Origin of the sequence: Lactobacillus sp. ESL0246, from assembly GCF_003692965.1 — a bacterium.
Classification (GTDB): domain Bacteria; phylum Bacillota; class Bacilli; order Lactobacillales; family Lactobacillaceae; genus Lactobacillus.
This window is the reverse complement of sequence record NZ_REHC01000008.1, coordinates 191175-217341: the sequence shown is the minus strand read 5'-3', so window position 1 is coordinate 217341 and position 26167 is coordinate 191175. Positions and strand designations below refer to the sequence as shown.

Here is a 26167-nt window from a genome sequence, read left to right as displayed (position 1 = left end):
CATCCGAAAAGATGAAGGTTATTTTTTAAGGGTGAGTAATATGATAGCGCAAATTATTGTTGACATTGCAGCTAAACAGACAGATCGCATTTTTGAATACCATGTTCCCGATGAATTAATCGATGTGGCAATTGGGTCACGAGTTTTTGTTCCATTTGGTTCTCGAAAATTACAGGGCTTTGTTATAGGACTCAGTAAGACAAGTAATTTTCAAGGAAAACTTAAGGACTTATTACTAGTGGTTGATGAGTTGCCTCCTTTAACACCAGAATTAGTTTCATTATCGAAAACACTAGCTAATGAAATTTTTTCTTATCGGATTTCAATTTTAAAAACAATGCTCCCTAGAGTCATGCGTGCCAATTATCGTAAAATTCTAATTCCAATTTCGGATCAGGCGAAAAAAGATCCTTTTTTTAAAGGAAAAATAGTTGACTTAAATCAAATTAAGTCTAGTCATGAGGTTGCCTATATACACCAGTTAATAAAAAAGCAAGATGCCAAAATTGAATACATTGTTGAAAATCAAGCAAAAACTAAAAAGGAAAATTTATATTCCTTAGAATTAACTAAAGATAAATATTTACAAGTTTATGAATCGCTTAGGCAAAATGCGGTAAAACAAAAGCAGTTACTGCAATATTTAATTACAAATTATTCCGCTTTTCCTAAGATGCAATCAGTTATTGAAAAAGATACGGGAATTAAGACTGCCACACTGACTAGTGCTGTTGCCAAAGGGTGGTTAAAAAAAGAAACAACTGAAATTTATCGTGATCCATTAGTTGACTATAAACAATCTGCTCATTCTTCTAAAATTATTTTAAATGATGAACAAGCAGCTGCTTTGAATCAAATTTCTAATGCAATTCAAAATTGTACTCCACAAACGTTTTTGCTTGAAGGCGTTACTGGTAGTGGAAAAACAGAGGTCTATTTACAAGCGATTAGTCAAACTTTGTTAATTGATAAAAATGCATTGATGTTAGTGCCTGAAATTTCTTTAACTCCTCAAATGGTCGCGCAAGTTAAGTCTCGCTTTGGTCAGCAAGTTGCAGTTTTACATAGTGGATTATCAGAAGGTGAATTATATGATGAATGGCGTAGAATTCGTCGTGGGGAGGTTCGCGTAGTAGTTGGTGCCCGCAGTGCTGTTTTTGCACCCTTAACAAATATCGGACTGATTGTAATCGATGAAGAGCATGAAGCATCATATAAGCAGGAAGATAATCCTCGTTATCATGCACGCGATGTGGCCAGGTGGCGTAGTCAATATAATTCTTGTCCGCTGATATTAGGAAGTGCAACACCATCGTTAATGAGTCGCGCAAGAGCACAAAAGGGAGTTTACCAACTGCTTAAGCTCTCTCAAAGAGCTAATAAGCAAAAGTTGCCTGAAGTTAAATTAATTGATTTAAAAGATGCAAATTTTGCTGGAAACCAATTTGATGTAAGTGAACAATTATTGTTAGCTATTAAAGAGCGCTTAGCCAAAAAAGAACAAGTAATTTTAATGCTCAATAGGCGTGGCTATGCAAATTTCATGTTATGTCGTGAATGTGGTTATGTGATGGAATGTCCTAACTGTGATCTTTCTTTAACCATGCATAAAGATGTCCAACAAATGCAGTGCCATTACTGTGGATTCACAACCACAATACCGAAGAGATGTCCTAAGTGTCAGAGCCAGCAAATTCGTTTTCTAGGAACAGGGACACAAAAAGTAATGCAAGAATTGCAGGATTTGATACCCAATATTCGAATCTTACGGATGGACGTCGATACAACTAGACGTAAAGGTGAATTTAAGAGGATCCTTGACGATTTTGCAAATTATCAAGCCGATGTATTATTAGGAACACAAATGATTGCCAAGGGGTTAGACTTTCCTAATGTAACGCTTGTAGGTGTGGTGAACGCTGATACTGGTTTGTGGCTTCCAGATTATAATGCTTCTGAACGAACATTTGAATTGCTAACTCAAGTTTCTGGTAGAGCAGGTAGAGCCAAGAAAAAGGGTGAGGTAATTATTCAAACTTTTAATCCTGATCATTATGCGATAAAATTTGCTCAAACACAGGATTATGAACGCTTTTATGTTTATGAAATGCGTGTTCGTCATGCTGGAAATTATCCACCATATTTTTATACTGTTTTAATTTCAGTAGCTGCAAAAAAAGAGCAGAATGCAGCTCGTGCAGCATTTAAAATTAAGAATTATCTTCAACAACAATTAAAACAAACGACAATTATTTTGGGCCCGACACCAAGTGCAATTTCTCGTTTAAAAAACAAATTTTATTATCAAATACTGGTAAAATATAAAAAAGAAGAGAATCTAAATCAATTATTGCATCAAATTCAAGATTCTGCACAGAAGGCAAAGAAATATGGCTTGAGTATTTATATTGATAATGAGCCAGAACGAATTATGTAAAGGGGATATGTTTAATGACATCAGTAATATTTATGGGAACACCTAACTTTGCAGTACCAATTTTAAAGGGACTAGTCGAATCCAATTATGAAATTAAAGCAGTAGTGACTCAGCCAGATAAAAAAGTTGGCAGAAAACAGAAGATTACTAAGACGCCTGTCAAAATAGCAGCAGAAAAGCTGAACTTGCCGATTGTCCAACCAGTAAAGTTGTCTGTATCTTCTGAATTACTCGAATTAATTGATTTGCATGCAGATTTAATTGTAACTGCCGCATATGGTCAATTTCTACCAACTAAGTTTTTAAAATCTGTCAAAATAGCAGCAGTAAATGTACACGGATCACTACTACCGAAGTATCGTGGTGGGGCTCCAATTCAATATTCACTGATTAACGGAGAAGCCGAAACCGGCATTACTATTATGGAAATGGTAAAGCAAATGGATGCCGGAGATATTTATGCCCAAAAAGCGATTAATATTGAACCTGATGATACTACGGGAAGTCTATTTGATAAATTAGCAATTATTGGTCGTGACTTACTATTAGAAACTTTGCCCAAAATAATTGCAGATCCACAGGCTAAAGTCGCACAAGATCAATCTAAAGTTGTGTTTTCACCTAACATTAGTAAAACTCAGGAACAAATTAGATTAAAAATGACTGCAAAAGAGGCAAATAATTTAATTAGAGCCTTAAACCCTGCTCCTGGTGCTTATTTATTGGTAAAGGGAAAGCGAATTAAGGTATGGCGCGCAAAAGTTAGCTCAGAAAAGACCACATTACCGGCAGGTAGTTTAGTTGCCAGTGCAGATCGTTTTGCGATTAGTTTTGCTCAAGGCACTGTTTTAGATTTATTAGAGGTGCAACCAGCAGGCAAAAAAACATTAGAAATAAAAAATTTTCTTAATGGTCAAGGCAGTAAATTTAAAGTGGGAGAAAAAATTGTTGACAATTAAAAGTGCTCGTGCTGTTGCTTTAGATACACTGATGCGTGTTTTTCGCAATAATTCTTATTCTAATCTTAGTTTAAATAATGCTTTAAAAAGAGCAGATTTATCACAAACTGATTGTAAATTTGCTACAAGGTTGGTTTATGGAACAATTCAATACAAAATTTACTTAAAGTTTCAGCTTCAAGACTTAATTAAAACCAAATTAAAGGAAGGGTATATTGAGCCCTTGCTGTTGATGTCGGCATATCAAATCTTGTTTTTGGATAAAGTACCTAATAGGGCTGTTTTGAATGAAGCAAATATTTTAGCGAAAGAATTTGGTCGTTTGCATTCTACAGGTTTTAAAGTTGTTAACGGCGTTTTACGTTCACTTATTCGTCGTGGACCGATTTTACCTAAAACCACTGATAAAGTAACTTATCTGAGTATAAAAGAGAGCACGCCAGAATGGTTAGTTCAATATTTAATTGATCATTGGGGGAGCAAAAGAGTATCAAAAGTGCTTGCAAGTATTAATGAACCAGCTAAAAATACTGTTCGTATTTCACGCTTAGCAAATGTAAACGATGTAAAAAAAGAATTAATTAATTTAGGTTTTTCTTATCAGGAATCTGAATTAACTAGTGATGAATTGATTTTAAATCATGGTGGAATTAGTTCAACGAAACTTTTTCAAAATGGTTTATTGACAATTCAAGATGAAGCTGCTAGCTTGGCGGTAAATGCCTTTGATTTTGATGGAAATGAACAGGTTTTAGATGCTTGTAGTGCCCCAGGTGGTAAAACGGAACAGATTGCTGAGCAAATTCCTTTAGGAAATGTAATGGCATTAGATATACATCAAAAAAAACTAAACTTAGTTGAACAAAACTGTTCTAGGATGGGCGTTAAAAAGCTCATTAATACAAAAGCACTGGATGCGCGCCAAGCTGACCATTTATTTGAAAAAGGTCAATTTGATAAAATTTTAGTAGATGCGCCATGTTCAGGTTTGGGTCTTCTTAGGCGTAAACCTGAGATTCGCTACAACAAGAGTTTATCTGATTTAACTAATTTACAAAAAATCCAATTAGCGATTCTTGAGCATGTTAGTTCATTACTGCGGGTAAATGGAGAACTGATTTATTCTACATGCTCAATTGCTCAAGAAGAAGATGAAGATGTGGTCAATATTTTTTTAGAAAAGCATCCTGAATTTGAATTGAAGCCATTTAAAACTGGTAAAATCACTGTACCAACAGGGATGCTTAAAATTATGCCAGATAGTTATCATAGTGACGGATTCTTTATTTCTAAATTTGTAGTACGAGGTTAAGGTTTTGATAAAAACAGCTTTTGCTTCAAGTATCGGTAGGATACGAGAAAGCAATCAAGATTTTGTCCAGGTTTATAAAAATAAAAATGGAGTAACAATGGCAACAGTATGCGACGGAATGGGTGGCCATCAAGGTGGTGACGTTGCGTCAACAATGGCTGTTAGTCATTTGGGCCATAATTTTAGTATGACTGATTTTACTGATTGTGAAAGTGCACATAAATGGCTAGACGTTCAATTAAGTGTTGAAAATGAAACAATTTTAAAAACTGCTGACCGTTTTCCTGATTTAAATGGAATGGGCACAACCATAGTTTTAGCAATTGTATTTGCTCAAGAAGCTCTGATTGCACATTTAGGTGATTCACGTGCATATGAGTATACTGAGGGAAAATTCATTCAACTAGTAGAAGACCATTCTTTAGTTAATGAGCTTATTAAAATGGGGCAAATTACTAAGCAACAAGCTCAAAATCATCCCCAAAAGAATATTATTACTCAGTCATTAGGTGTCTCCAGCACCATTGATCCTGAATTTCGGCAAATTGAGCTGAAGGAAAATGATCTTATTCTGCTATGTACTGACGGATTAACTAATTCACTAAGTGACCCACAAATACAACAAATTTTGGCGACACGTGGTTTATCTCTTAAACAACGTTGTCATAAATTGATTAATGAAGCTAATCGCTTGGGTGGTGGTGACAATATTACGGTCTGCTTGATTCTAAAAGAAGGTGGTGATGAGCGGTGATTGATAGGGGCTATTTATTAGGCGATCGCTATCGCATTATAGATACACTAGGTGAAGGTGGTATGGCCAATGTTTATCTAGCTGAAGATATTATCTTGCAACGTAAAGTTGCCGTTAAAATCTTACGGCTTGATTTACAAAAAGAACCGCAAACATTAGCCCGATTTCAACGTGAAGCATTAGCAACCAGTGAACTTAGCCATCCTAATATAGTGATGGTATTAGATGTTGGTACTGATCAAGGGTTGCCGTATATGGTTATGGAATATGTTGATGGCCCAGATTTAAAAGACTATATTAGACTTAATGCCCCGTTAGATTTACATGATGTTATCCGTATAATGGACCAAATATTAAGTGCAATGGAGTTAGCACATAAGCACAATGTGATTCATCGTGATTTAAAGCCACAAAATATTTTGATGGATAAGCGTGGCAATATTAAAATTGCTGATTTTGGTATTGCAGTAGCATTAAATCAGAATTCAGTTACACAAACTAATTCCGCAGTTGGTTCGGTTCATTATATGTCACCAGAACAAACTCGGGGTGGACTTGTTACTAAACAGTCAGATATTTATTCACTTGGTATAATTTTATATGAATTAATCACAGGTTCTGTTCCATTCAATGGTGATTCAGCAGTTGCGATTGCGCTTAAGCATGCCCAAGAAGCAATCCCGTCTATTAAAGAGAAGGATGATCAGGTTCCTCAGTCTTTAGAAAATGTTGTCTTAAAAGCAACAGCCAAGGATCCAAGAAATCGGTATGCTTCAGTACATGAAATGCAGAGTGACTTGGATACAAGCTTAAATCCTGAACGTGCTAATGAGCCGGCATATGCAGATGGACGAGGAATTAATAATGATGAAACCATTGTTTTACCCAATTTCAAGCCGGCAAAAATACCTAAGGATAGTTCAGAAAAAAAGGTGAATGCAATTTCACATTCTGGAAATGATGATCAAGTTAAAAGAACAGCTTTTTTTCAAAATTTACGTAAATATAAATGGTGGTGGCTGTTTGTTGGTGTTGCCGCTATCTTAGTCATTTTTTTGATGGCTTTTGTTCTATCTGGTAGAAATAATCATGAAGTTCGCATTCCAGATGTCACTAATTTAACTGAACAAAGTGCGCGTGATAAGTTAGAAAATGTTGGTCTCAAAGTTGGTCGAATTAAGCATAAGAGTTCGGATAATATTGCTCAAGGAAAGGTAATTAAAAGCTCTCCTGGAGCAGGACGCAATATTAAACGGGGACGATTTATTGACCTTTATATTTCTGACGGAGCAGGAATGGTTAAAGTTCCCGATGTAACGGGTGAAGATTACCAGAGTGCAGTAGTTAAATTGGAAAAATTAGGATTTGAGGTTATTCGCGAAAATCAGTATTCTTCTAATGTCCCATTTGGAGCAGTTATCTCTCAAAGCATTGCTGCGGATGTCGAAGTCAAGCCAGCACAAACAACAATTACGCTGAGTGTTTCTAAAGGAAATGATGATCGCTTTAAAAATGATTCTGTCAAATTACCAGACTTACGTAATAAGTCACTTAAAACTGCTCAGAAATTTGCACATCGCCATGGCTTGACCTTGCAAGTAAATCCAACTTACTCTAGCAAAGTTAAAAAAGGAATGGTCATATCAATGAGTCCTGCATCCGATACTGAAGTTTCTCATGGTAGTACGATTACGGTAAGTGTTTCTGAAGGACCAAAAAAGGAAAAAGATTCTACTGCAATTAAAACGTTTACCGTTACGTATGAAAAAAATGATGAGGATACAGAAAGTCGTGGTAATCATATTCAAATATATATTTCTGATGACAATCATTCTCTGAATAATATTTATCGTGATTTGTACATTAAGCGCGACGTAAACTTTTCAATTCCATTTTTGCTTAAGCAAGGTGCTGGTGCTTTAAGAGTCGTTCGTGATGGACAAATAATATTAAATGAGAAGGTCAAGCAATGATAAAGCAAACTGAGGGAATTGTAATTGGCTTAATTGCTGGATTTTATGATGTCAAAACCGTTAGTGGCGTTGTTAGAACTAGGGCTCGCGGGGTTTTTCGAAAGAACAAATTAAAGCCTACAGTTGGGGATCATGTTCGCATTCAACTCGATGAACAAGGAACTAACTATTTAGTGGAAGTCTTACCAAGATCTAATTTAATTGGGAGACCGGCAGTAGCAAATGTTGACCACGTTTTATTAGTTATTTCGGCGGTTGAACCGGACTTTTCATTGCAGTTGTTAGATCGTTTCTTAACCTTTTTTTCTTGGCAAAATGTAGCTGTAAGTATCTATTTATCGAAAACTGATATCGCTTCAAACGTTCAATTAGAAAAAATAAGGCAAGATTTAGTATATTACGAAAAAATTGGGTATCCAATTTTTGATAACTGGCAAAAATTAGCTAATGAATTATCAACAATGATTGCTAATGGTCAGGTTTGGACTTTAGCAGGACAATCAGGAGCTGGTAAATCAACCCTGATTAATCATTTAAGACAAGATTTGAATCAAGCGACCCAAGCTATTTCCACTAGCTTAAATCGAGGTAAACACACGACTAGAACTGTGCAGTTATTTCAATTAGGTCAAGGTTTTTTGGCCGACACTCCTGGCTTTTCTGCTATTGATCTTACTCCAATTAAAATAAATGAGTTGTGTGAATATTTAGTTGAATTCAAAAAAGCTAGTGTACATTGCAAATTTCGTGGTTGCCAGCATCTTAAAGAACCACAGTGTGCGGTCAAGTGTTTAGTTGAAAATGAAAAAATCAAACGGAGTCGGTATGATGATTATCTCCTTATGAGAGCAGAAATTGCTAATGGCCGTCTTCCTGAGTATTTGAAGTGAGGAAAGATATGTTAATTGCACCTTCAATTTTAAATATTGATAATTTGAAATTAAGTGAAAGTATTAAAATAGCTGCGGAAGCTGGAATTACCCGTTTTCATATTGATATTATGGATGGTCATTTTGTACCTAATCTGTCTTTTGGCCCGCAATTGGTAGCAGATTTCAAACGTGACTTCCCACAACTTGAAGCAGAAGTACATTTGATGAGTAATAATCCAGATGATATGGTACCAGCATTTGTTAAAGAGGGAGCGGATGTGATGCTTCTTCATTATGAATCTATGCCTGAGGATAAGCTCAATTACTGGTTAGATTACTTGAAACACCACCAAGTTAAGACTGGAATGGTACTCAATCCAGATACTCCAATTGAAGTTCTGACTAAGTATATGTCTATGCTTGATCAGGTATTGTTAATGACGGTTTATCCTGGTTTTGGAGGACAAAAGTTTATCCCGGAATCAACTCAAAGAATTAATCAAGCAGTTAATTTGTTGCAAAATAAAATTCCAGTTGAAGTTGATGGTGGAATCAATGCTGAAACAGCCAAGATTGCTCGAAAAGCTGGTGCAAGTATTTTTGTTGCTGGTTCGTATATCTTTTGTCAAAATAATATTGCTGGACAAATTAATGAACTAAATGGTGTTTTACGATGAAAGGACTTGCACTTTTAGGGGCTCCAAAAGCTCAATGGCCCTGCGATATTAAAAAACAAATTGTAGCTGTTCAACAAATGGCTGGATTATTAATTGGGGTTGATCGTGGTAGCTTGTTATTGGAAGAGCTGGGGTTTGTTCCTGATTTAGCAGTTGGTGATTTTGATTCGTTACAAAAATTTGAATTAGCCAAGATTCAAAAAAATGTAGCTGACATTCGTTATTCAGTCCCGGAAAAAGATTTGACCGATACCGAGTTAATGCTTAGATATGCGTTTGAAAATTATCATCTTGACCATTTAACTGCAATTGGGGCAACAGGTGGTCGACTTGACCATTTTTTGACTAATTTATTTATGCTGTTGAAGCCGGAATTTAACGGGTACGCGGAAAAAATTGAGTTTTTGGATTTACAAAATTCTTTTAAATTTTATAATTCTGGTACACATATAATCCGAAAAAAGAAAGATTATACATATTTTGGAGTAGTTCCACTAACCGTAGTGCAGGATTTAAGCATTGTTGGAGCTAAATACGATTTGCAAAGTTATTCTACAAAAATACCAGTTTCACTAAGTTCTAATGAATTTTTATCAGAAAAAGATTATTTCAAATTATCATTTACAACGGGTACGGTAGCAGTTATACAGTCAAAAGATGTTGATCGCTATCAAAATTTTGATTTTAGATAAAACAAAAAGCTGACAGAAAAAATTCTGTCAGCTTTTTGTTTGCAATTAGGCACGGGTAACTTTACCAGATTTTAAAGTCTTAGTTGAAACCCATACACGTTTTGGTTTACCATCAACAAGAATACGAACTTTTTGAAGGTTTGGCTTCCACGCACGACGTGATGAATTCAAAGCGTGTGAACGTGTATTACCAAAAGTGGTCTTTTTACCAGTTATATAATCTTTTGCCATTTGCTAAACCTCCTTTATTGTGTTTTCATACTAAATAAAGATAGCATAATTTAAAAATCATTGCAACCGCAAAACTATTTTTTGTAAATGGAATTTTGACTTAATATTTGATTACTATGATAAAATAGATTCATAATATCGAGAACAATGATATGGAGGATAAAGATGGCTGTTAAAATCAAAACAAAAAATGGTTTGATTGATATTTCAAACGGGGTAATTGCTATTGTCGTTGGTAGCGCAGCTACATCCAATTACGGCGTTGTTGGAATGGCATCAAAGAATGCTATTCGTGATGGATTCGATGGAATTCTGAATCGCGCAAATTATAAGCGTGGTGTTGTAGTCAAATCAGATGATAATAAGATTACAATTGATGTCTATATTATCGTAGGTTACGGTTTAAAGATTTCAGAAGTTAGCCGTAATGTACAGGATAGTGTTAAATTTAATTTGAAAAATCAACTGGGGATTGACACACAAGCTGTCAATGTCATCGTTCAGAGTGTTAAATTGCTTGACGAATAGCTCAAGCGGAGGTTTAGAATATTGGTTTTAAAGGAAATAGATAGCAAAAAATTTAGAGATATGGTTCGAGTGGCCACTCATCGTTTAGGTCGAAATGCGGAGTTTATCAACTCTTTGAACGTCTTTCCCGTTCCAGATGGTGATACCGGAACAAATATGAATTTGACTATTGAAAGTGGCGCCAGGGCAGTTAGTGAGAATCCTAGCTCAAAGGTTGGAGATTTAACTGAAAGTCTTGCAAAGGGAATGCTAATGGGTGCACGTGGTAATAGTGGTGTTATTTCTTCACAATTATTTAGAGGCGTGTATAAAGCCACACAGGGCATGAATACTCTAAATGCCCAAGAACTAGCAAATGCTTTTTCAAATGGAGTTGCAACAGCATATAAGGCAGTGATGAAACCGGTTGAAGGTACTATTCTGACAGTTGCTAGAATTGCTGCTCAAGAAGGTGCAAATAAAGCTAATGAAACTGATGATATCGAAGAAGTGATGAAGGCCATAGTTGAAGGGGCAAAAAGAGCCCTTAAAACAACCCCAGATTTATTGCCAGTGCTTAAACAAGTGGGTGTGGTTGACTCGGGTGGACAAGGATTATTATTTATCTATGAAGGCTTTTTAGAAGGACTATTAGGAGAAAGCTTTGCTGATCGCTATCAACCAGATGAAGGCGAAATGGATGAAATGATTAATGCCATGCATCATCAATCAGTACAAAGTCAGTTATCAACTCAAGACATTGATCATGGATATTGTACAGAGATAATGGTAGATTTAACTGCCGATATTCCTGATAAAAAGACCTTCAATCTTGAAGAATTTCGGGCTCATCTTTCTGAACTAGGCGACTCCTTATTAGCTGTTTCAGATAATGAAGTTGCCAAGGTTCATATTCATACTGAACATCCAGGTGAAATTTTCACTTATGGTAGCCAATTTGGTCAACTAGGTAAGATAAAAATAGATAATATGCGGATTCAGCATGAAACAATTGTTAATAACAATGAAGAAAATCAAGAAAGTGTTGATTTTGCTGTGATTGCAGTTGCTTCTGGAAATGGTATTCGCAAATTATTCGAAAGTGAAGGCGTGAATAGGATTATCTCTGGCGGTCAAACGATGAATCCGTCAACTCAAGATATCATTGATGCCATTAAGAAATCAGGAGCTAAGCAAGCGATTGTGTTACCTAATAACGGTAACATTGTAATGGCCGCTAAACAGGCTGGTGAAGTTAGTGATATTCCAGTTGGTATTGTTCCATCGAAAACAATATCACAAGGGTTAACGGCAATGTTATCATTTGATCCCGATGATAGTCTTGAAGCCAATATCCAAAATATGTCTAATGCGCTTGAAACAGTGGTTTCAGGTGAAGTTACGCAAGCCAATCGTGACACATCAATTAATGATATTGATATTCATAAGGATGACTATCTTGGCATTATTGATGGTGAGATTCAAGTTGCTACAACTGATTTAATTAAGTCAACTACGACAATGATTGAAAAAATGCTAGATGAAGATTCAGAAATTATCACAATTATGTTCGGTCGTGATTCTAATCAGCAACAAGCTCAACAGATTGTCAGTGCACTAGAAGAAAAGCATGATGACCTTGAGTTCGAAGTTCATAATGGCGGTCAACCAGTTTATAATTTCTTGATTTCTGTTGAATAGAAAATGAATACGGAAAAGGTATTTGCCCCTGTAACAAATTTAAAGGGAGTAGGAATAAAAACTGCCGCAGCATTAGGAAGTCTCGGCATTTACAGCATTTATGATTTACTTTTCTATTTTCCTTTTCGCTACGATGAGCTTCAGACGATTCCTCTTGATCAGATCATGGATGGTCAAAAGGTAATGTTGAAAGGAATTGTTGCAACTGAAGCCTTTATTAGCCGTTTTGGTTCCAAAAAAAATCGTCTCAGCTTTAAGATGCAAATTGACCATGAAGTTATCATGGTCAATTTTTTTAATCAGCCCTGGTTAAAAGATAGAATTGTGATTGGCAAGGAAATTGCTGTTTATGGTAAGTATAATGCTGCTAGACAAAGTCTTTCGGGTTTTAAATTTGTAGCTGCTAAAGAAAATGATAGTGGGATGGCCCCGATTTATTCAGTTAACCGAAATATAAGACAAAAAAAGTTAGTTGAATTAATTAATCTGGCTTTAAATGATTACTTATCAGACATAGAAGATATTGTACCTCAAGAAATACGGCAGAAATATCGCTTGCTCACTGAGCAAGAAATCATTATACAAATGCACCATCCTCATAATTCTTATGAAGCTGAATTGGCCAAAAGAAGTGCGATTTTTAGAGAGTTTTTCTTGTTTCAGACGGAACTTGCTCAGTTAAGTGAATACGGTAATCAAACTAAGGGTATTGCCAAACAATATGATTTGGTTGAAATTGCTAAGTTGACTAAGGAGTTGCCCTTTGAATTATCGGATGATCAAAAGAAAGTTATCAATGAAATCTACGCTGATATTCATTCTGAAAAGCAAATGAATAGACTTTTACAAGGGGATGTTGGATCCGGAAAAACAATTGTGGCAATTTATGTGCTTTTTGCTGCAGTAACAGCTGGCTTTCAAGCTGCGCTAATGGTTCCTACAGAGATTTTGGCTACGCAACATTTTAAAAAGGTTGAGGAACTATTGAACCCGTTAGGCGTTAGAGTAGCACTTCTGACTGGATCAACCAAAGCTTTAGAAAGACGTGAAATTTATCGAGAGTTAATTGACGGTACCATTAATGTGGTTATTGGTACTCACGCATTGATTCAGCCCAAGGTAATCTTTAAAAATTTGGGAATTGTAATTATTGATGAACAGCACCGTTTTGGTGTAAGTCAAAGGCAGGCATTAAGCAATAAAGGGTGTGTGCCCGACATTTTGACGATGACTGCAACACCAATCCCCCGAACTCTAGCTTTGACTGTTTATGGAGAAACAACAATCTCGGAAATTCATCACTTACCAGCTGGACGCAAGCAAATTATTTCTACTTGGAAAACAACTGGTCAAATGGCTCAAGTTTATCAATTAATGCAGCAACAACTGGCACAAGGATATCAAATCTATGCTGTAACTCCTTTAATTACCGAATCTGAGGCTCTTGATTTAAAAAACGCTGAAGAACTTTGGGTGAAATTATGTCATGATTTTCCTAAACAAAAAGTTGTTTTACTTCATGGACAGATGTCGGGAGCCAAAAAAGATGAGATAATGACGGATTTTGCAGATGGTCAAATTGATATTCTGGTTGCAACAAGTGTTATTGAAGTGGGTGTTGATGTAGCTAATGCCAACATGATGATTATTTATAATGCTGACCGTTTTGGTATTAGTCAGCTGCATCAATTGCGTGGTAGAATTGGGCGAGGCAACACCCAAAGCTATTGTGTGTTTTTAGCTGATCCTAAAACTGAAGCTGGGAAAGCAAGAATGAGAGCGGTCGCTGGAACAACTGATGGCTTCAAGCTAGCTAAAGAAGATCTGAAATTACGTGGTGAAGGTGATTTGTTTGGTAAGGCACAGTCTGGGCTGCCAGAATTTCAGGTTGGAAATGTAATAAATAATTATGAAACACTAGCAGTTGCACACCAGGTAGCATTTGACTTAATAAAAGAAGATCCCAAACTAAAAGAGCCGGCACATAAGACTTTAAAGCAAGTGCTAAAATATAAAGAAATACAGCATGAACGAACATAGGAAAGATTGTGGTAATAAATGAGAACAATTGCAATAGATGCAATGGGCGGCGAAAATGCTCCGAAGGCAATTGTCCAAGCCGTTTTGCAAGCAAAAGCCGAATTAACGCAAACCAAATTTATTTTATTTGGTGATCTAAACAAAATAAAGAACTTAGTCGGTAATGATACCGATCGAGTTGAAATTGTTGCGACAACACAAGTCATTAATGATGAAGATGAGCCTGTTAAGGCAATTCGAGCCAAAAAAGATTCTTCACTAGTTGTTGCAGCGCAATACGTGAAGCAGGGTAAAGCAGACGCTTTGCTTTCATTAAGCAATACAGGCGCGATTTTAGCATGTGGTATTTTTATTATTGGTCGAATTAGTGGCGTAGCTCGGCCAGGATTGATGCCTACTTTACCTGTTAAAAATTCAGATAATGGCTTCAATATGATTGATGTTGGCGCTAATGCTAAATCCAAGCCTGAATATATATTGGATTGGGCTAAAATGGCTTCATATTATGCAGAAAAGGTCAGGGGAATTAAAAATCCTAAAGTGGCATTGTTAAATAATGGAGCTGAAAGCGATAAAGGAGACGAACTACATCAAAAAGCCTATAAATTGTTACTTGATAGTCAACTCAATTTTATTGGTAATATTGAAGGAAATGAGTTACTTGATGGTAAGGCTGATATTGTCGCCACAGATGGTTTTACTGGTAATGCTGTATTAAAAAACATTGAGGGGACAGCAAGTGTTTTAATACATTTATTGAAGGATAGCTTACTTAATAACGGCTTTTTTGTTAAGCTGGGAGCTGGATTAATTAAAGGTGCACTTAAAAAGTTAGTGTCAAAATTTGATGTCGATAAGTACGGTGGTGCAGTTTTGTTAGGAGTAAATGCCCCAATAGTTAAAACACATGGTCGTTCAGGCAAAAGGGCAATCTATTATACAATTAAGCAAGTTGACAAAATCTTGTCTGAAAAAATCATTGCTGATTTTAAGGCAGAATTTACTCATCATAAATAACTTATAAAGGAGAACTATAATGACTGAAAATGAAATTTTTTCAAAAATACGTGATATTTTAGCAGATAATTTTGAGGTAAATAAGGATGAAATAACCAAAAACACTAATTTTACTAGTGATTTGGACGCTGATTCCATTGATTTAGTTGAATTTATTTTGCAACTAGAAGATGAATTTGGCGCCGAGATTCCTGATGAAGATGCCGAAAAAATCAAAACGGTTGGTGATGCAGTGAGTTATATCTTAGCGCATCAAAAATAATTTATAGAAAATCGCTATGAAATTTGCATCTAAGCGATTTAATGTATATAATTAGAAATTAAATAAATTTATTAATTATCTTTAATAAATTCGTTGAAGATTGAGAGGGGAAATGACCTTTGGAAAAACAAAGTGATCTCTTGCTAGATATCCAGCATTTGCATACTGCATACCGTTTACAAGGAAAATTTTATGATGCTGCGGATGATATCAATATCACATTGAAGCGTGATGAAATTTTATCAGTTGTTGGTGAGTCTGGGTGTGGTAAGAGTACAATTGCTGCAAGTATTATTGGTCTTTATGATCACAAAAATACGAAAGTAACCGGTGATATTTTATACAATGAATTAAATCTAGTAGGGTTAAATGAGGCCTTATTCGATAAGATTCGTGGTAATAAGATTGGGATGATTTTTCAAGATCCACTTGCAAGTTTAAATCCATTAATGCGCGTGGGTGATCAAGTTGCGGAAACACTTTATTACCATACTGATATGAATGAAAAAGAGCGTCATTCCCGTGTAATTGAATTATTTAATCAGGTTGGGATGCCTAAACCTGAAGAAACATATGCCATGTATCCGTTTGAACTTTCAGGTGGGTTACGCCAAAGAATCGTGATTGCGATGGCTATTGCCTGCAAACCTGAAATAATTATTGCTGATGAACCAACTACTGCTTTGGATGTTACCATTCAAGCTCAAATTTTAGATTTACTTGAAGATATTCAGAGACAATCACATTCGGGAATTATATTAATTACTCATGACTTGGGGGTTGTTGCTGAAACCGCTGATCAAGTTGCTGTAATGTATGCAGGTCAAATCGTTGAAAAAGCTGATGTAAAAACGATTTTTGAGCATCCACTTCACCCGTATACTCGTTCGCTTTTGAATTCAATGCCACAATCTGAAGATGAAGAAGAGGATTTGCATGTTATTCAAGGAACGGTTCCATCATTGCAAAATATGCCACATGAAGGTGATCGCTTTGCTGCAAGAATTCCGTGGATTCCTGAAAGTGCTCATGAAAAAGAGCCTGTAATGCATGAAGTTGAACCTAATCATTGGGTAAGATGTACTTGCTGGAAGACGTTCCACTTTCAAGATAAGGTAAGTGGGGATTAAATTATGGCTAAAGAAATTATTCAAGTAAAAAATTTAAAGGTCCACTATCCAATTAGATCCGGTTTTTGGAATCGGATTACGGATTATGTGCGGGCTGTTGATGATGTTAGCATTACAATTAATGAAGGTGAAACATACGGCTTAATTGGCGAATCAGGTTCAGGAAAATCCACAACCGGTAAAGCAATTGTTGGTGTTGAGCAAGTTACCAGTGGGCAAATTATTTATAAGGGCGTTGATATTACTAAGGCTAAAAATAGACGCAGACTAAATTATAATAAAGATGTCCAAATGATTTTTCAAGATTCAATGTCTAGTTTGAATCCACGAAAGAGAATAGAAGATATTATCGCTGAACCAATTCGCAATTTTGAGAATCTAACTACTGATCAAGAACGTGATCGAGTTCAAGAATTGCTTGATATTGTGGGGATGCCTAGTGATGCAATATATAAGTTTCCACATGAATTTTCAGGAGGTCAAAGGCAGAGAATTGGTGTTGCTCGTGCAGTTGCTACAAAGCCAAGATTAATTGTTGCAGATGAGCCAACTAGTGCTTTGGATTTATCTGTTCAAGCTCAAGTTTTGAATTTCATGAAGCATATTCAGCAACAGTATAATATAGCTTATTTATTTATTTCTCATGATCTAGGTGTTGTCAAGCATATGTCAGAAAATCTAGCAATCATGCACAGAGGTCGTTTGGTTGAAATTGGAAGTCGAAAAGATATTTATAAGCATCCAATGCATATTTATACTAAACGGCTATTGTCTGCTATTCCTGTTGTTGATGTTGAACATCGAGAAGAAAATAAAAAGCATCGTCAGGAAGTCGAACAGGAATTTCGAAATGATCAGGGCAAATGGTATGACAAGTCTGGAAGAGTATTTCCGCTACAACAAGTTTCAGGTGATCATTGGGTAGCACTTCCAAAGGATGAGGTTGAACAAGAAGAGCTTAAGGAAAAGGGGCGCGACTAATAATGTGGAAAACAGTCTTAAGACGTATATTAATCATGATCCCACAATTAATTATTTTGAGTATTTTGGTTTTCTTCTTAGCTAAAATGATGCCTGGAGATCCATTTAGTGGGCAAATTAATCCAAATACGGATCCTAAGCAAATAGCCGCTTTGAAGCAAGCAGCTGGATTGAATGATCCAGCACCGGTCCAATATGCTCGTTGGGTGGGCAATGTCTTTAAAGGTGATTTAGGTACTAGTTATATCCAGCATGTTCCTGTAACTTCTTTGATTGCTGATCGTGCTATAAATACATTTTGGTTATCTCTATTAACGACAATTATTACTTATGCTATCTCGATACCTTTAGGTGTTGTTGCTGGACGTCATCAAGATGAGTGGCAAGACCAAGCAGTTCAAATTTTTAATTATGTTACCTTTGCTGTTCCAGCATTTGTTTTCTTTATTTTAGGAATTTGGTTATTTGCTTTTACACTTGGGTGGTTCCCAATTAGTGGATCTGTTTCCCCTAATGCATCTGGATTCTGGGGCACATTAGGAAGTCAAATTTATCATATTTTATTACCAGCTATTTTAACTGCTGTAATAACTACAACTACAATTGTGCAATATTTAAGAACCGGAATTGTTGATAATAAAGTCGAAGACTATGTTCGTACAGCCCATAGTAAAGGGGTACCGGAAAATGTGGTATTTAACAAGCATATTTTACGTAATTCATTACTGCCAATTGCATCTTCATTTGGTACGGTAATTACTGGGTTACTCAGTGGTTCAATGGTTGTTGAAATGGTCTTTAGTTATCCAGGCATGGGTAAATTATTCTTAGACTCAATTGGTCAACGTGATTACACTACGCTAACGGCACTGATTTTAATCTTTGGGACTTTAACTTTACTAGGTAATTTATTATCAGATATTATTATGAGTATTGTTGACCCAAGAATCAGAATTAAGTAAGGAGGAAGAGAAATGTCTGAAAAAAAAGGAACTACTTCAACAACAGAAGCCAAAAAGTCTAAAGTATCTTCTCCTGAATCAACCTTTAAAGTAGTTGTACGAGAAATTGTAAGAGATAAAGTTGCTTTAACTGCTTTTATCATAATTGTTTTGATTTTACTATTTACCTTTGGAGGATCATTATTCTTAAATGCAGGTAAGGTTACAGAAGCAAATATTATTGATGCCTATTATGGTTGGGGCGTCAATGGTCATATTTTAGGTACCGATGATGGTGGACGTGATATTTTTAACCTCTTAATCATGGGTGGGCGAAACTCAATTTTAATTGGTTTAGGTGTTACAGCAATTTGTGAAATAGTCGGACTAATTGTTGGGCTAGTATCTGGCTACTATGGTGGCTATATCGATGCAATCATCATGAGAATTGTTGACTTTATCCAAGTCTTACCAAGAATGCCAATTGAGATTGTGTTGGTTACTGTTATTCCAAATTACAGTCCTTTAAGTTTAGTTTGGATAATTTCGATGTTTGGTTGGACAAGTACTGCTAGATATTTCCGGGCATTTGTTCTATCACAGCGTGATCGAGACTATGTTTTAGCTTCCAAAACTTCAGGTTCATCAGATTTGAAAATTATGTTTCGAGAAGTCTTACCAAATATTACTTCAATGTTAATTATCGATGTTGTATTAACAATTGCTGGCAATATTGGTATTGAAACAACTCTTTCTTTCATTGGTTACGGTTTGCCACCAACAGTACCTTCTCTAGGTACATTGATTGGTTTTGCTAATGATCCCGTTAACGTTGTTAGTCGGCCATGGCTATGGTTACCAGCGACGATCTTATTACTCGCAATTTCATTAAGTATTAATTATGTTGGTCGAGCTTTGCAACGTGCAGGTGATGCTAGACAACGTGAAAATTAATTTTAAAACAGTTTTGCAAAAGCAAAGCTGTTTTTATTTACTAAAAATAATTGCTAAGTCATAAAATGAAATCATTTTACTTACTAAATAAATCATTAAAAAATTTAAATAAATTTAACAAATTGTATAATAATTGAAAATCAAACAATTTGAAAGCTAAATTAAGGTAATAAATAAAAATGTTGAATGTGCCAATCATTGAAGTGCATTAATTAACTAAGAAATATAAAGTAATTAATCGAAAAAGTAATATCCGCTCATTAGTAAGTTCAATCTTTAATCCAAAAAATATTTCAGTTAAAGCTGTATATCATATAAATGAAAGGGTATTCAATTGTTCGGTAAAAATAATTTCAAAAATTTTACATATAAAAGCTAAATTAGGTATACAACCTCATAAGCTTTCTCTTGGTGAACGAATGAAAATTTAATTTTTATCAGTAGTTTCAATTAAACACCAAGCTATTTTTAGATGAACTTACCATTGGACTTGGTGTGATTGCAAAACGAGATATTCGCAAGTTTTTAATTAATTTAAATGGTAAATTGTAAAAAAATTTTGAGATTTAACTTTTGCTAACTGGTAAAATTATATATGATCTATATAAGGGATTTACTTAGCGTTATTGACATAATGGACTATAGAACTATCCTTCTTTAAATCATTTTGTTTCTTAGTTATTTTTAAATCTATATTTATATATTATATAAATATTAATTTAAACTTGTTAAAATATTGATTTTTAATTAAATCGTGTTATTATAAAATTATTAACTTGTTTTAAAAAACTTTAATTGCTACATTTAATCACTTTATATAGTAAGGAGACAATTATAACATGAAGAAAACAAAATTATTGAGTTCACTCGGTTTGGTGAGTACTGCGGCTCTTGCCTTAGTAGCTTGTGGTAAAAACAATACAGCTAATACTAATGAAGCTAAAAAGGCTAGTAAGTTTCCGCAGGAAATGCCAGTTAAAGATGTTAAGCAGGGAGGAACGGTCAAATATGCAATTGAAGCAGATTCGCCGTTTACTGGTATTTTTTCAAATGAACTAGAAACTACTGCTATAGATTCTAATGTGATGGCACCAGGTAATGAATCCTTATTTGATACTGATGATAATTATCGTATTAATGATAAAGGACCAGCTAGTTTAAAGATTGATCTTAAAACTAAGACTGTCACCATTAACGTGAAAAAAGGAGTTAAGTGGTCTGATGGTAAGCAAGTAACTGCAAAGGATATCGAATATCCGTACGAAATTATTGCTAATAAAGCAACTAAGTCACAGAGATATTCGAGTAAATTTGAATTTATCAAAGGATTTAAGGAGTATCATGAGGGTAAATCTAAGTCAATTTCTGGAATTGAAATGCCAGATGGTGAAAATGGTAGAACAGTTATTCTGCATTATACTGAATTAAAACCAGGGATGTATAATAGTGGTAACGGATACATCTGGGAGTGCGCAGCACCTTATCATTATTTAAAGGATATTCCATTCAGCAAGTTAGAATCTTCTGATAAAATAAGAAAAAATCCAATGTTTTTTGGTCCGTATCAGGTGCAAAAGGTCATTCGTGGTCAATCAGTTACTTGGGTACCTAATAAATATTATTGGCGTGGCAAGCCAAAATTAGATAAGATTGTTGCTCAAGTTGTTTCAACTAATTCTACTTCCCAAGCAATTAAGAGTCACAAGTTTGATATAGCAGATGTAATTAATACCCAATGGAAAGAAATTAAAGATACTAAAGATGTAAAATTTATAGCTAAGGTGCCACTATCTTATAGTTATTTAGGCTTTAAAGTTGGTAAGTGGGACGCAAAGACTAGTAAAAATGTTATGAATCCAAAGAGCAAAATGAATAACAAAGCTTTGCGGCAAGCAATTGGTTATGCCATGAACATTGAGGCTGTTAATAAGCGCTATACAAGTGGTTTAACATTTCAAATTCCAACAGTAATTCCGGAACAATTTGGTGACTACTTTAATAAAGATGTTAAGGGCTTTTCCTATAACTTAAAGAAAGCGAATGAAATTCTTGATAAAGCCGGTTATAAAAAGGAAGGTAAGTGGCGTGTTCAACCAAATGGTAAGCCATTGAAAATTCAACTATTGGCCGCTCAAGGTGATTCATCTAGAGAACCGATTATTCAAAACTATATTCAACAGTGGCATAAAATTGGCTTAAATGTAAGCTTAGTTGGTGGACGTCTAGCTGAAGCAAACTCATTTTTTGACAAGATTCAAAATGATGATCCAGCAATTGACATGTACATGGCTGGTTGGTCACTTGCAAGTGAGCCATCTCCAGCAAATTTATATGCCGAGGGATCACCACTAAACTACGAACGATTTGTTACGCCTGAAAACACCAAGTTCTTAAAGGAAATTGACTCGGAAAAGTCATTTGATCGTAAGTATCGAGTTCAAAAATTCCATGAATGGCAAAAATACATGTTTGATCAAGCATATGTCATTCCAACTAATAACTCTTATGCTATTACTGCAGTTAATAGTAAATTGACAGGTTATTCATTAAAGCCCTCAAAAGGAAATTCAGTTTGGTATGATCTAGGTTATGCAAAATAAGTAATTATAATAAAATTTTGAATTGATGCCTCGTCACAAAATTATGATTTTTATGAAAATAGTTATTAGTAAGAAGTAGTTTAAAACAGTTTTGCAAAAGCAAAGCTGTTTTTTCTATGCAATACGCCGCTAATGAATCTTATTTTTTTCTATGCTAGAATATAATTATTAGCTTATTCCGAAAACTTAATAATGATTACTCATTAAATAGATTGGAGTATTTTTATATATGAAAAAAACTAGAATTCTTCGTTCTGTAGGAATTGTAACCGCTGCGGCACTAACTTTGGTTGCTTGCGGTAAAAGTAGTAACAATTCGGCAAATAACGAGAATGCGAAGACGGCAAGTAAATTTCCACAAGCTGTCCCTGTTAAAAAGGCTAAACAGGGGGGAGCAATAAAATATGCGGTAAAAACTGACACGCCGTTTACTGGTATTTTTTCGGATGAACTATCTACGACTGCTATTGATAGTAATGTCGCTGCACCTGGTGAAGAAGAATTATTTGATACCGACGATAATTACAAGATAACCAATAAAGGTCCAGCTACTATGAAGCTTGATCAAAAAGCAAAAACGATTACGATTACAGTTAAAGATGGCGTTAAGTGGTCCGATGGTAAACAAGTAACTGCTAAAGATATCGAATATCCATATGAAATTTTGGCTAACAAAAAGACAAAGGCACAGCGCTATAGTAGTCAGCTTGAAGAAATTGTTGGTATGAAAGAATACCATGAGGGTAAAGCTAAAACCATCTCTGGGATTGAATTACCAGATGGTGAAAACGGCCGCACGGTTATTTTGCATTTTAAAGAAATGAAGCCGGGGATGTTATACAGTGGTAATGGTTATTTTTGGGAGTATGCATCCCCGTATCATTATTTAAAGGATGTACCATTTGAAAAATTACAATCTTCTGATCAAATTAGAAAGAAGCCAATCTTTTTTGGTCCGTTTAAAGTCAAGAGTATTGTGCGTGGTCAATCTGTAACTTGGGTTCCCAACAAGTATTACTGGCGTGGTAGACCAAAATTAGACAAGATTACTGCGCAAGTAATTTCACCAAATTCGACTTCACAGGCGATTAAGAGTCATAAATTTGATATAGCAGAAGTAGTTAATGATCAATGGAATCAAGTTAAAAATACTAATGGAGTCAACTTTATAGCTCAAATTCCATTATCTTATAATTATCTTGGCTTTAAAGTTGGTAAATGGGATGCCAAACAAGGCAAGAATGTGATGGATTCAAAGTCAAAGATGAATAATAAGGCATTGCGGCAGGCAATGGGTTACGCAATGAACGTTGATGCGGTTGATAAGCGTTATACTTCGGGGTTAAGTTTTAAGATACCAACTTTAATACCCGCTCAGTTTGGGGATTACTATGATAAAACTGCTAAGGGCTATGATTATAATCTCAAGAAAGCTAATGAACTTTTAGATAAAGCTGGCTACAAGAAAAAAGGCAAATGGCGCGTTCAACCTAATGGTAAACCGTTAACAATTAATTTTATGGCAAAAACTGGTAGTTCAGTTCAAGAACCAACTATTCAAAATTACATCCAACAATGGAATAAGATTGGCTTAAACGTTAAATTAGTTGGTGGGCGTTTGACAGAATACAATTCATTTTTAGATAAAATTCAAAATGACGATCCAACAGTAGATGTCTTTCTAGCTGGTTGGAGCTTAGCCAGTGAACCATCACCGGCCTCTCTTTATGGTGAAGGCGCACCAATGAACTATACTAGATTTGTAACCTCGGAAAACACTCGGCTTTTAAATGAAATCGATTCACCAAAATCTTTCGACCATTCATACCGACTACAAAAATTCCATGAATGGCAAAAGTATATGAATGAGGAAGCTTATGTTATTCCTACGGATAATTCATATAAGGTTACAGCAGTTAATAAGAAGCTGACTGGTTATTCGACAAAGCCATCAGATAATTCAAATGGTCACCAGTTATGGGGCGAAGTTGGCTTCGCTAAATAAGTAGTATTAATAATCAGAAAATCTCGAGTAAGCTCGAGGTTTTTTTATAAGCAAAAAAGCATAAATTAAAAGATGATAATACAAATTTAACAAATTATGTTGCAAAATTAAATTTTAGTGATAATATTTAATTATTAACTTATTCCAAAACAGCTATAAACATTATAAAGAAGGAGAAATCCATTTATGAAGAAAAATAAATTAATTGGCTCAATTGGAGTTGTAACTGCTGCGGCATTAACTTTAGTTGCCTGTGGCAAAAGTAATAATGCTGGCGGTAATGAGGGCGCTAAAACTGCCAGCAAATTTCCGATGCAGACAGCCGTCAAACCCGCTAAACAGGGCGGAACTTTAAAAGTTGCTGAAGAAACCGATACCCCATTTACTGGAATTTTCAATGAAGAATTATATATGGGCGTACCTGATGGCGATGTCATGAGTCCGGGACAAGAATCACTGTTTGATACCGATGATCATTATAAAATTACTGACAAAGGACCAGCTACCTTAAAACTTGATCGCAAGGCCAAGACTGTTACTATTACCGTGAAAAAGGGGGTTAAATGGTCTGATGGCAAGCAGGTAACGGCTAAGGATATTGAATATGCCTATGAAATTATTGCCAATAAGGCTACCAAATCACAGCGTTATGCAGATCAGTTTAACATTATTAACGGCATGGCTGAATACCATGAAGGCAAAGCCAAAACCATTTCTGGGATCGAAATGCCTGATGGTGAAAATGGTCGCGTGGTAGTTATCCACTGCAAAGAACTAAAGCCTGGTATGACCAATAGTGGTAACGGTTATATTTCGGAAAATGCGGCTCCCTACCACTATTTAAAAAATATTCCGTTTGCTAAATTAGAAGCTTCTGATCAAATCAGAAAGAAACCGCTTTTCTTTGGCCCGTATCAATTGCAAAAACTTGTGCGGGGACAATCAGTAACTTGGGTACCAAATAAGTACTACTGGCGTGGTAAACCAAAACTAGATAAGATTGTTTATCAAGTAGTTTCACCAAATTCAGCTTCACAGGCAATTAAGAGTCATAAATTTGATGTTGCTAGGGTTGTAAATAGCCAATGGAAACAGGTCAAAGACACTAAAGATACAACTTTTGTGGCACAGATTCCATTAGCATACTACTATATTGCCTTTAAGGTCGGTAAATGGGATGCTAAAAAATCAAAGAACGTAATGGATCCACATGCCAAGATGGGTGATAAGAATTTGCGCCAAGCCATGGCCTATGCAATGAATACCGACGCTGTCTATAAACATTATACTGATGGCTTAAGTTTCCAAATTCCAACCTTGATCCCGGCACAGTTTGGTGATTACTTTGACAAGAGTAATAAAGGCTATACGTATAACTTAAAGAAAGCTAATGAAATTTTGGATAAGGCTGGCTATAAGAAGAAAGGGAAATGGCGCACTACTCCGGATGGCAAGCCATTGACGATTAACTTCATGGCTATGTCTGGAAATAGCATTCAGGAACCAATTGTCCAAAATTATATTCAGCAATGGAACAAGATTGGTTTGAATGTTAAGTTGTTCGGAGGACGTTTAACCGAATTTAATTCTTTCTATGATAAAGTACAACATGATGCTCCGGGCGTAGACATGTTCATGGCCGGTTGGAGCATGTCTAGTGAACCGTCCCAAACTCAATTATACAGTGAAGGGACAATGTCCAATTATTCACGGTTTGTGACCCCAGAAAATAATAAGTTAATTGATGAAATGGATTCACAAAAGGCCTTTGATCATAATTACCGGGTACAAAAATTCCATGAATGGCAAAAGTATATGAATGATGAAGCTTATGTAATTCCGACTTATAATTTATATCAAATAGATGCGGTTAATAGTAAATTAACTGGCTATTCATTGAAGCCATCACAAACTAATAATGGTCATCAACTTTGGTACAAAGTTGCGTATGCTAAATAGTTATGTTGACTAGATTTCCGTATAGAAATTTTGATTTACCTGCTTTAATAAATAAAATCATAAAATAATTTTTAGAAAAACTATTGCAGTTTATTATGCAATAGTTTTCTTTTTTCAGTTTTGCTCCTAAAAACTGGTATAATTTTAGGGAAAGAAAGGAACT

Annotated in this window: 21 protein-coding genes; 20 read left to right on the top strand and 1 reads right to left on the bottom strand. The window is 35.3% G+C overall.

Annotation, left to right across the window (positions count from 1 at the left end):
• The first annotated feature begins 40 nt into the window (after positions 1 to 40).
• Genes priA through F5ESL0246_RS05030 form a run of 8 tightly spaced genes read left to right on the top strand, consistent with a single transcriptional unit; the run spans position 41 to position 9676 of the window.
• Positions 41 to 2437: a primosomal protein N' gene (gene priA / locus F5ESL0246_RS05065; protein WP_122018435.1), complete on the top strand. Its 2397-nt coding sequence runs from the start codon at positions 41 to 43 to the stop codon at positions 2435 to 2437.
• Between the two features lie 14 nt (positions 2438 to 2451).
• The gene (fmt, locus tag F5ESL0246_RS05060; protein WP_122018434.1) at positions 2452 to 3396 is read left to right on the top strand and encodes a methionyl-tRNA formyltransferase; all 945 of its coding nucleotides are present in this window, start codon (positions 2452 to 2454) and stop codon (positions 3394 to 3396) included.
• Positions 3347 to 4708: a 16S rRNA (cytosine(967)-C(5))-methyltransferase RsmB gene (gene rsmB, locus F5ESL0246_RS05055; protein WP_122018433.1), complete on the top strand. Its 1362-nt coding sequence runs from the start codon at positions 3347 to 3349 to the stop codon at positions 4706 to 4708. Before fmt ends, rsmB begins: the two co-directional genes overlap by 50 nt.
• 4 nt (positions 4709 to 4712) lie before the next feature.
• Positions 4713 to 5462: a Stp1/IreP family PP2C-type Ser/Thr phosphatase gene (locus F5ESL0246_RS05050; RefSeq protein ID WP_122018432.1), complete on the top strand. Its 750-nt coding sequence runs from the start codon at positions 4713 to 4715 to the stop codon at positions 5460 to 5462.
• Positions 5459 to 7435 carry a Stk1 family PASTA domain-containing Ser/Thr kinase gene (pknB, locus tag F5ESL0246_RS05045; RefSeq protein ID WP_122018431.1) on the top strand — a complete coding sequence of 659 codons (1977 nt, stop codon included), beginning with the start codon at positions 5459 to 5461 and terminating at the stop codon, positions 7433 to 7435. Before F5ESL0246_RS05050 ends, pknB begins: the two co-directional genes overlap by 4 nt.
• The gene (rsgA, locus tag F5ESL0246_RS05040; protein ID WP_122018430.1) at positions 7432 to 8325 is read left to right on the top strand and encodes a ribosome small subunit-dependent GTPase A; all 894 of its coding nucleotides are present in this window, start codon (positions 7432 to 7434) and stop codon (positions 8323 to 8325) included. The genes pknB and rsgA overlap by 4 nt, the downstream gene beginning before the upstream one ends.
• Positions 8326 to 8333: 8 nt before the next feature.
• On the top strand, positions 8334 to 8984 hold the full coding sequence (gene rpe, locus F5ESL0246_RS05035; protein WP_122018429.1) for a ribulose-phosphate 3-epimerase: 651 nt from the start codon (positions 8334 to 8336) through the stop codon (positions 8982 to 8984).
• Complete coding sequence (locus tag F5ESL0246_RS05030) at positions 8981 to 9676, top strand: thiamine diphosphokinase (RefSeq protein WP_122018428.1); 696 nt, start codon at positions 8981 to 8983, stop codon at positions 9674 to 9676. The genes rpe and F5ESL0246_RS05030 overlap by 4 nt, the downstream gene beginning before the upstream one ends.
• Positions 9677 to 9721: 45 nt before the next feature.
• On the opposite strand, the gene rpmB is transcribed toward F5ESL0246_RS05030, so the two are convergent.
• Positions 9722 to 9907, bottom strand: a complete 186-nt coding sequence (gene rpmB, locus F5ESL0246_RS05025) for a 50S ribosomal protein L28 (RefSeq protein WP_034981532.1) — start codon at positions 9905 to 9907, stop codon at positions 9722 to 9724.
• 165 nt (positions 9908 to 10072) lie between these two features.
• Here rpmB and F5ESL0246_RS05020 point away from each other — a divergent pair, with 165 nt between their 5' ends.
• The 12 genes from F5ESL0246_RS05020 (at position 10073) to F5ESL0246_RS04965 (ending at position 26004) form a co-directional block, all read left to right on the top strand.
• On the top strand, positions 10073 to 10435 hold the full coding sequence (locus tag F5ESL0246_RS05020) for an Asp23/Gls24 family envelope stress response protein (RefSeq protein ID WP_122018427.1): 363 nt from the start codon (positions 10073 to 10075) through the stop codon (positions 10433 to 10435).
• Positions 10436 to 10456: 21 nt separating this feature from the next.
• Positions 10457 to 12115: a DAK2 domain-containing protein gene (locus F5ESL0246_RS05015; RefSeq protein WP_122018426.1), complete on the top strand. Its 1659-nt coding sequence runs from the start codon at positions 10457 to 10459 to the stop codon at positions 12113 to 12115.
• Between the two features lie 3 nt (positions 12116 to 12118).
• Positions 12119 to 14155 (top strand): ATP-dependent DNA helicase RecG, encoded by a 2037-nt coding sequence (gene recG, locus F5ESL0246_RS05010; protein ID WP_122018425.1) that lies wholly within the window; start codon positions 12119 to 12121, stop codon positions 14153 to 14155.
• A gap of 18 nt (positions 14156 to 14173) precedes the next feature.
• Positions 14174 to 15172 (top strand): phosphate acyltransferase PlsX, encoded by a 999-nt coding sequence (gene plsX, locus F5ESL0246_RS05005; protein WP_122018424.1) that lies wholly within the window; start codon positions 14174 to 14176, stop codon positions 15170 to 15172.
• 19 nt (positions 15173 to 15191) lie between these two features.
• Positions 15192 to 15434, top strand: a complete 243-nt coding sequence (acpP, locus tag F5ESL0246_RS05000) for an acyl carrier protein (protein WP_122018423.1) — start codon at positions 15192 to 15194, stop codon at positions 15432 to 15434.
• A gap of 119 nt (positions 15435 to 15553) precedes the next feature.
• Positions 15554 to 16564 (top strand): ABC transporter ATP-binding protein, encoded by a 1011-nt coding sequence (locus F5ESL0246_RS04995; protein ID WP_122018422.1) that lies wholly within the window; start codon positions 15554 to 15556, stop codon positions 16562 to 16564.
• Positions 16565 to 16567: 3 nt separating this feature from the next.
• Entirely contained in the window at positions 16568 to 17545 is a 978-nt protein-coding gene (locus F5ESL0246_RS04990) for an ABC transporter ATP-binding protein (RefSeq protein WP_122018421.1), read from the top strand.
• A 2-nt stretch (positions 17546 to 17547) separates the two neighbouring features.
• Complete coding sequence (opp4B, locus tag F5ESL0246_RS04985; protein WP_122018420.1) at positions 17548 to 18507, top strand: oligopeptide ABC transporter permease; 960 nt, start codon at positions 17548 to 17550, stop codon at positions 18505 to 18507.
• Between the two features lie 12 nt (positions 18508 to 18519).
• Entirely contained in the window at positions 18520 to 19440 is a 921-nt protein-coding gene (locus F5ESL0246_RS04980) for an ABC transporter permease (RefSeq protein WP_122018419.1), read from the top strand.
• Between the two features lie 839 nt (positions 19441 to 20279).
• On the top strand, positions 20280 to 22040 hold the full coding sequence (locus F5ESL0246_RS04975; RefSeq protein WP_122018418.1) for an oligopeptide ABC transporter substrate-binding protein: 1761 nt from the start codon (positions 20280 to 20282) through the stop codon (positions 22038 to 22040).
• Positions 22041 to 22269: 229 nt separating this feature from the next.
• Complete coding sequence (locus F5ESL0246_RS04970; protein ID WP_122018417.1) at positions 22270 to 24045, top strand: oligopeptide ABC transporter substrate-binding protein; 1776 nt, start codon at positions 22270 to 22272, stop codon at positions 24043 to 24045.
• Positions 24046 to 24231: 186 nt separating this feature from the next.
• Positions 24232 to 26004, top strand: coding sequence for an oligopeptide ABC transporter substrate-binding protein (locus F5ESL0246_RS04965; protein ID WP_122018416.1), 1773 nt, complete (start codon positions 24232 to 24234; stop codon positions 26002 to 26004).
• Positions 26005 to 26167: the final 163 nt, after the last annotated feature.

What these genes read in the sequence shown, in the direction of transcription:
- rsgA (WP_122018430.1), top strand. Translation starts at nt 7,432, where the DNA reads ATGATAAAGCAAACTGAGGGAATTGTAATTGGCTTAATTGCTGGATTT.
- F5ESL0246_RS04990 (WP_122018421.1), top strand. Translation starts at nt 16,568, where the DNA reads ATGGCTAAAGAAATTATTCAAGTAAAAAATTTAAAGGTCCACTATCCA.
- plsX (WP_122018424.1), top strand. Translation starts at nt 14,174, where the DNA reads ATGAGAACAATTGCAATAGATGCAATGGGCGGCGAAAATGCTCCGAAG.
- recG (WP_122018425.1), top strand. Translation starts at nt 12,119, where the DNA reads ATGAATACGGAAAAGGTATTTGCCCCTGTAACAAATTTAAAGGGAGTA.
- rsmB (WP_122018433.1), top strand. Translation starts at nt 3,347, where the DNA reads ATGGTCAAGGCAGTAAATTTAAAGTGGGAGAAAAAATTGTTGACAATT.
- priA (WP_122018435.1), top strand. Translation starts at nt 41, where the DNA reads ATGATAGCGCAAATTATTGTTGACATTGCAGCTAAACAGACAGATCGC.
- rpmB (WP_034981532.1), bottom strand. Translation starts at nt 9,907, where the DNA reads ATGGCAAAAGATTATATAACTGGTAAAAAGACCACTTTTGGTAATACA.
- opp4B (WP_122018420.1), top strand. Translation starts at nt 17,548, where the DNA reads ATGTGGAAAACAGTCTTAAGACGTATATTAATCATGATCCCACAATTA.
- F5ESL0246_RS05030 (WP_122018428.1), top strand. Translation starts at nt 8,981, where the DNA reads ATGAAAGGACTTGCACTTTTAGGGGCTCCAAAAGCTCAATGGCCCTGC.
- rpe (WP_122018429.1), top strand. Translation starts at nt 8,334, where the DNA reads ATGTTAATTGCACCTTCAATTTTAAATATTGATAATTTGAAATTAAGT.
- F5ESL0246_RS05020 (WP_122018427.1), top strand. Translation starts at nt 10,073, where the DNA reads ATGGCTGTTAAAATCAAAACAAAAAATGGTTTGATTGATATTTCAAAC.
- acpP (WP_122018423.1), top strand. Translation starts at nt 15,192, where the DNA reads ATGACTGAAAATGAAATTTTTTCAAAAATACGTGATATTTTAGCAGAT.
- F5ESL0246_RS04970 (WP_122018417.1), top strand. Translation starts at nt 22,270, where the DNA reads ATGAAAAAAACTAGAATTCTTCGTTCTGTAGGAATTGTAACCGCTGCG.
- F5ESL0246_RS04975 (WP_122018418.1), top strand. Translation starts at nt 20,280, where the DNA reads ATGAAGAAAACAAAATTATTGAGTTCACTCGGTTTGGTGAGTACTGCG.
- fmt (WP_122018434.1), top strand. Translation starts at nt 2,452, where the DNA reads ATGACATCAGTAATATTTATGGGAACACCTAACTTTGCAGTACCAATT.
- F5ESL0246_RS04965 (WP_122018416.1), top strand. Translation starts at nt 24,232, where the DNA reads ATGAAGAAAAATAAATTAATTGGCTCAATTGGAGTTGTAACTGCTGCG.
- F5ESL0246_RS04980 (WP_122018419.1), top strand. Translation starts at nt 18,520, where the DNA reads ATGTCTGAAAAAAAAGGAACTACTTCAACAACAGAAGCCAAAAAGTCT.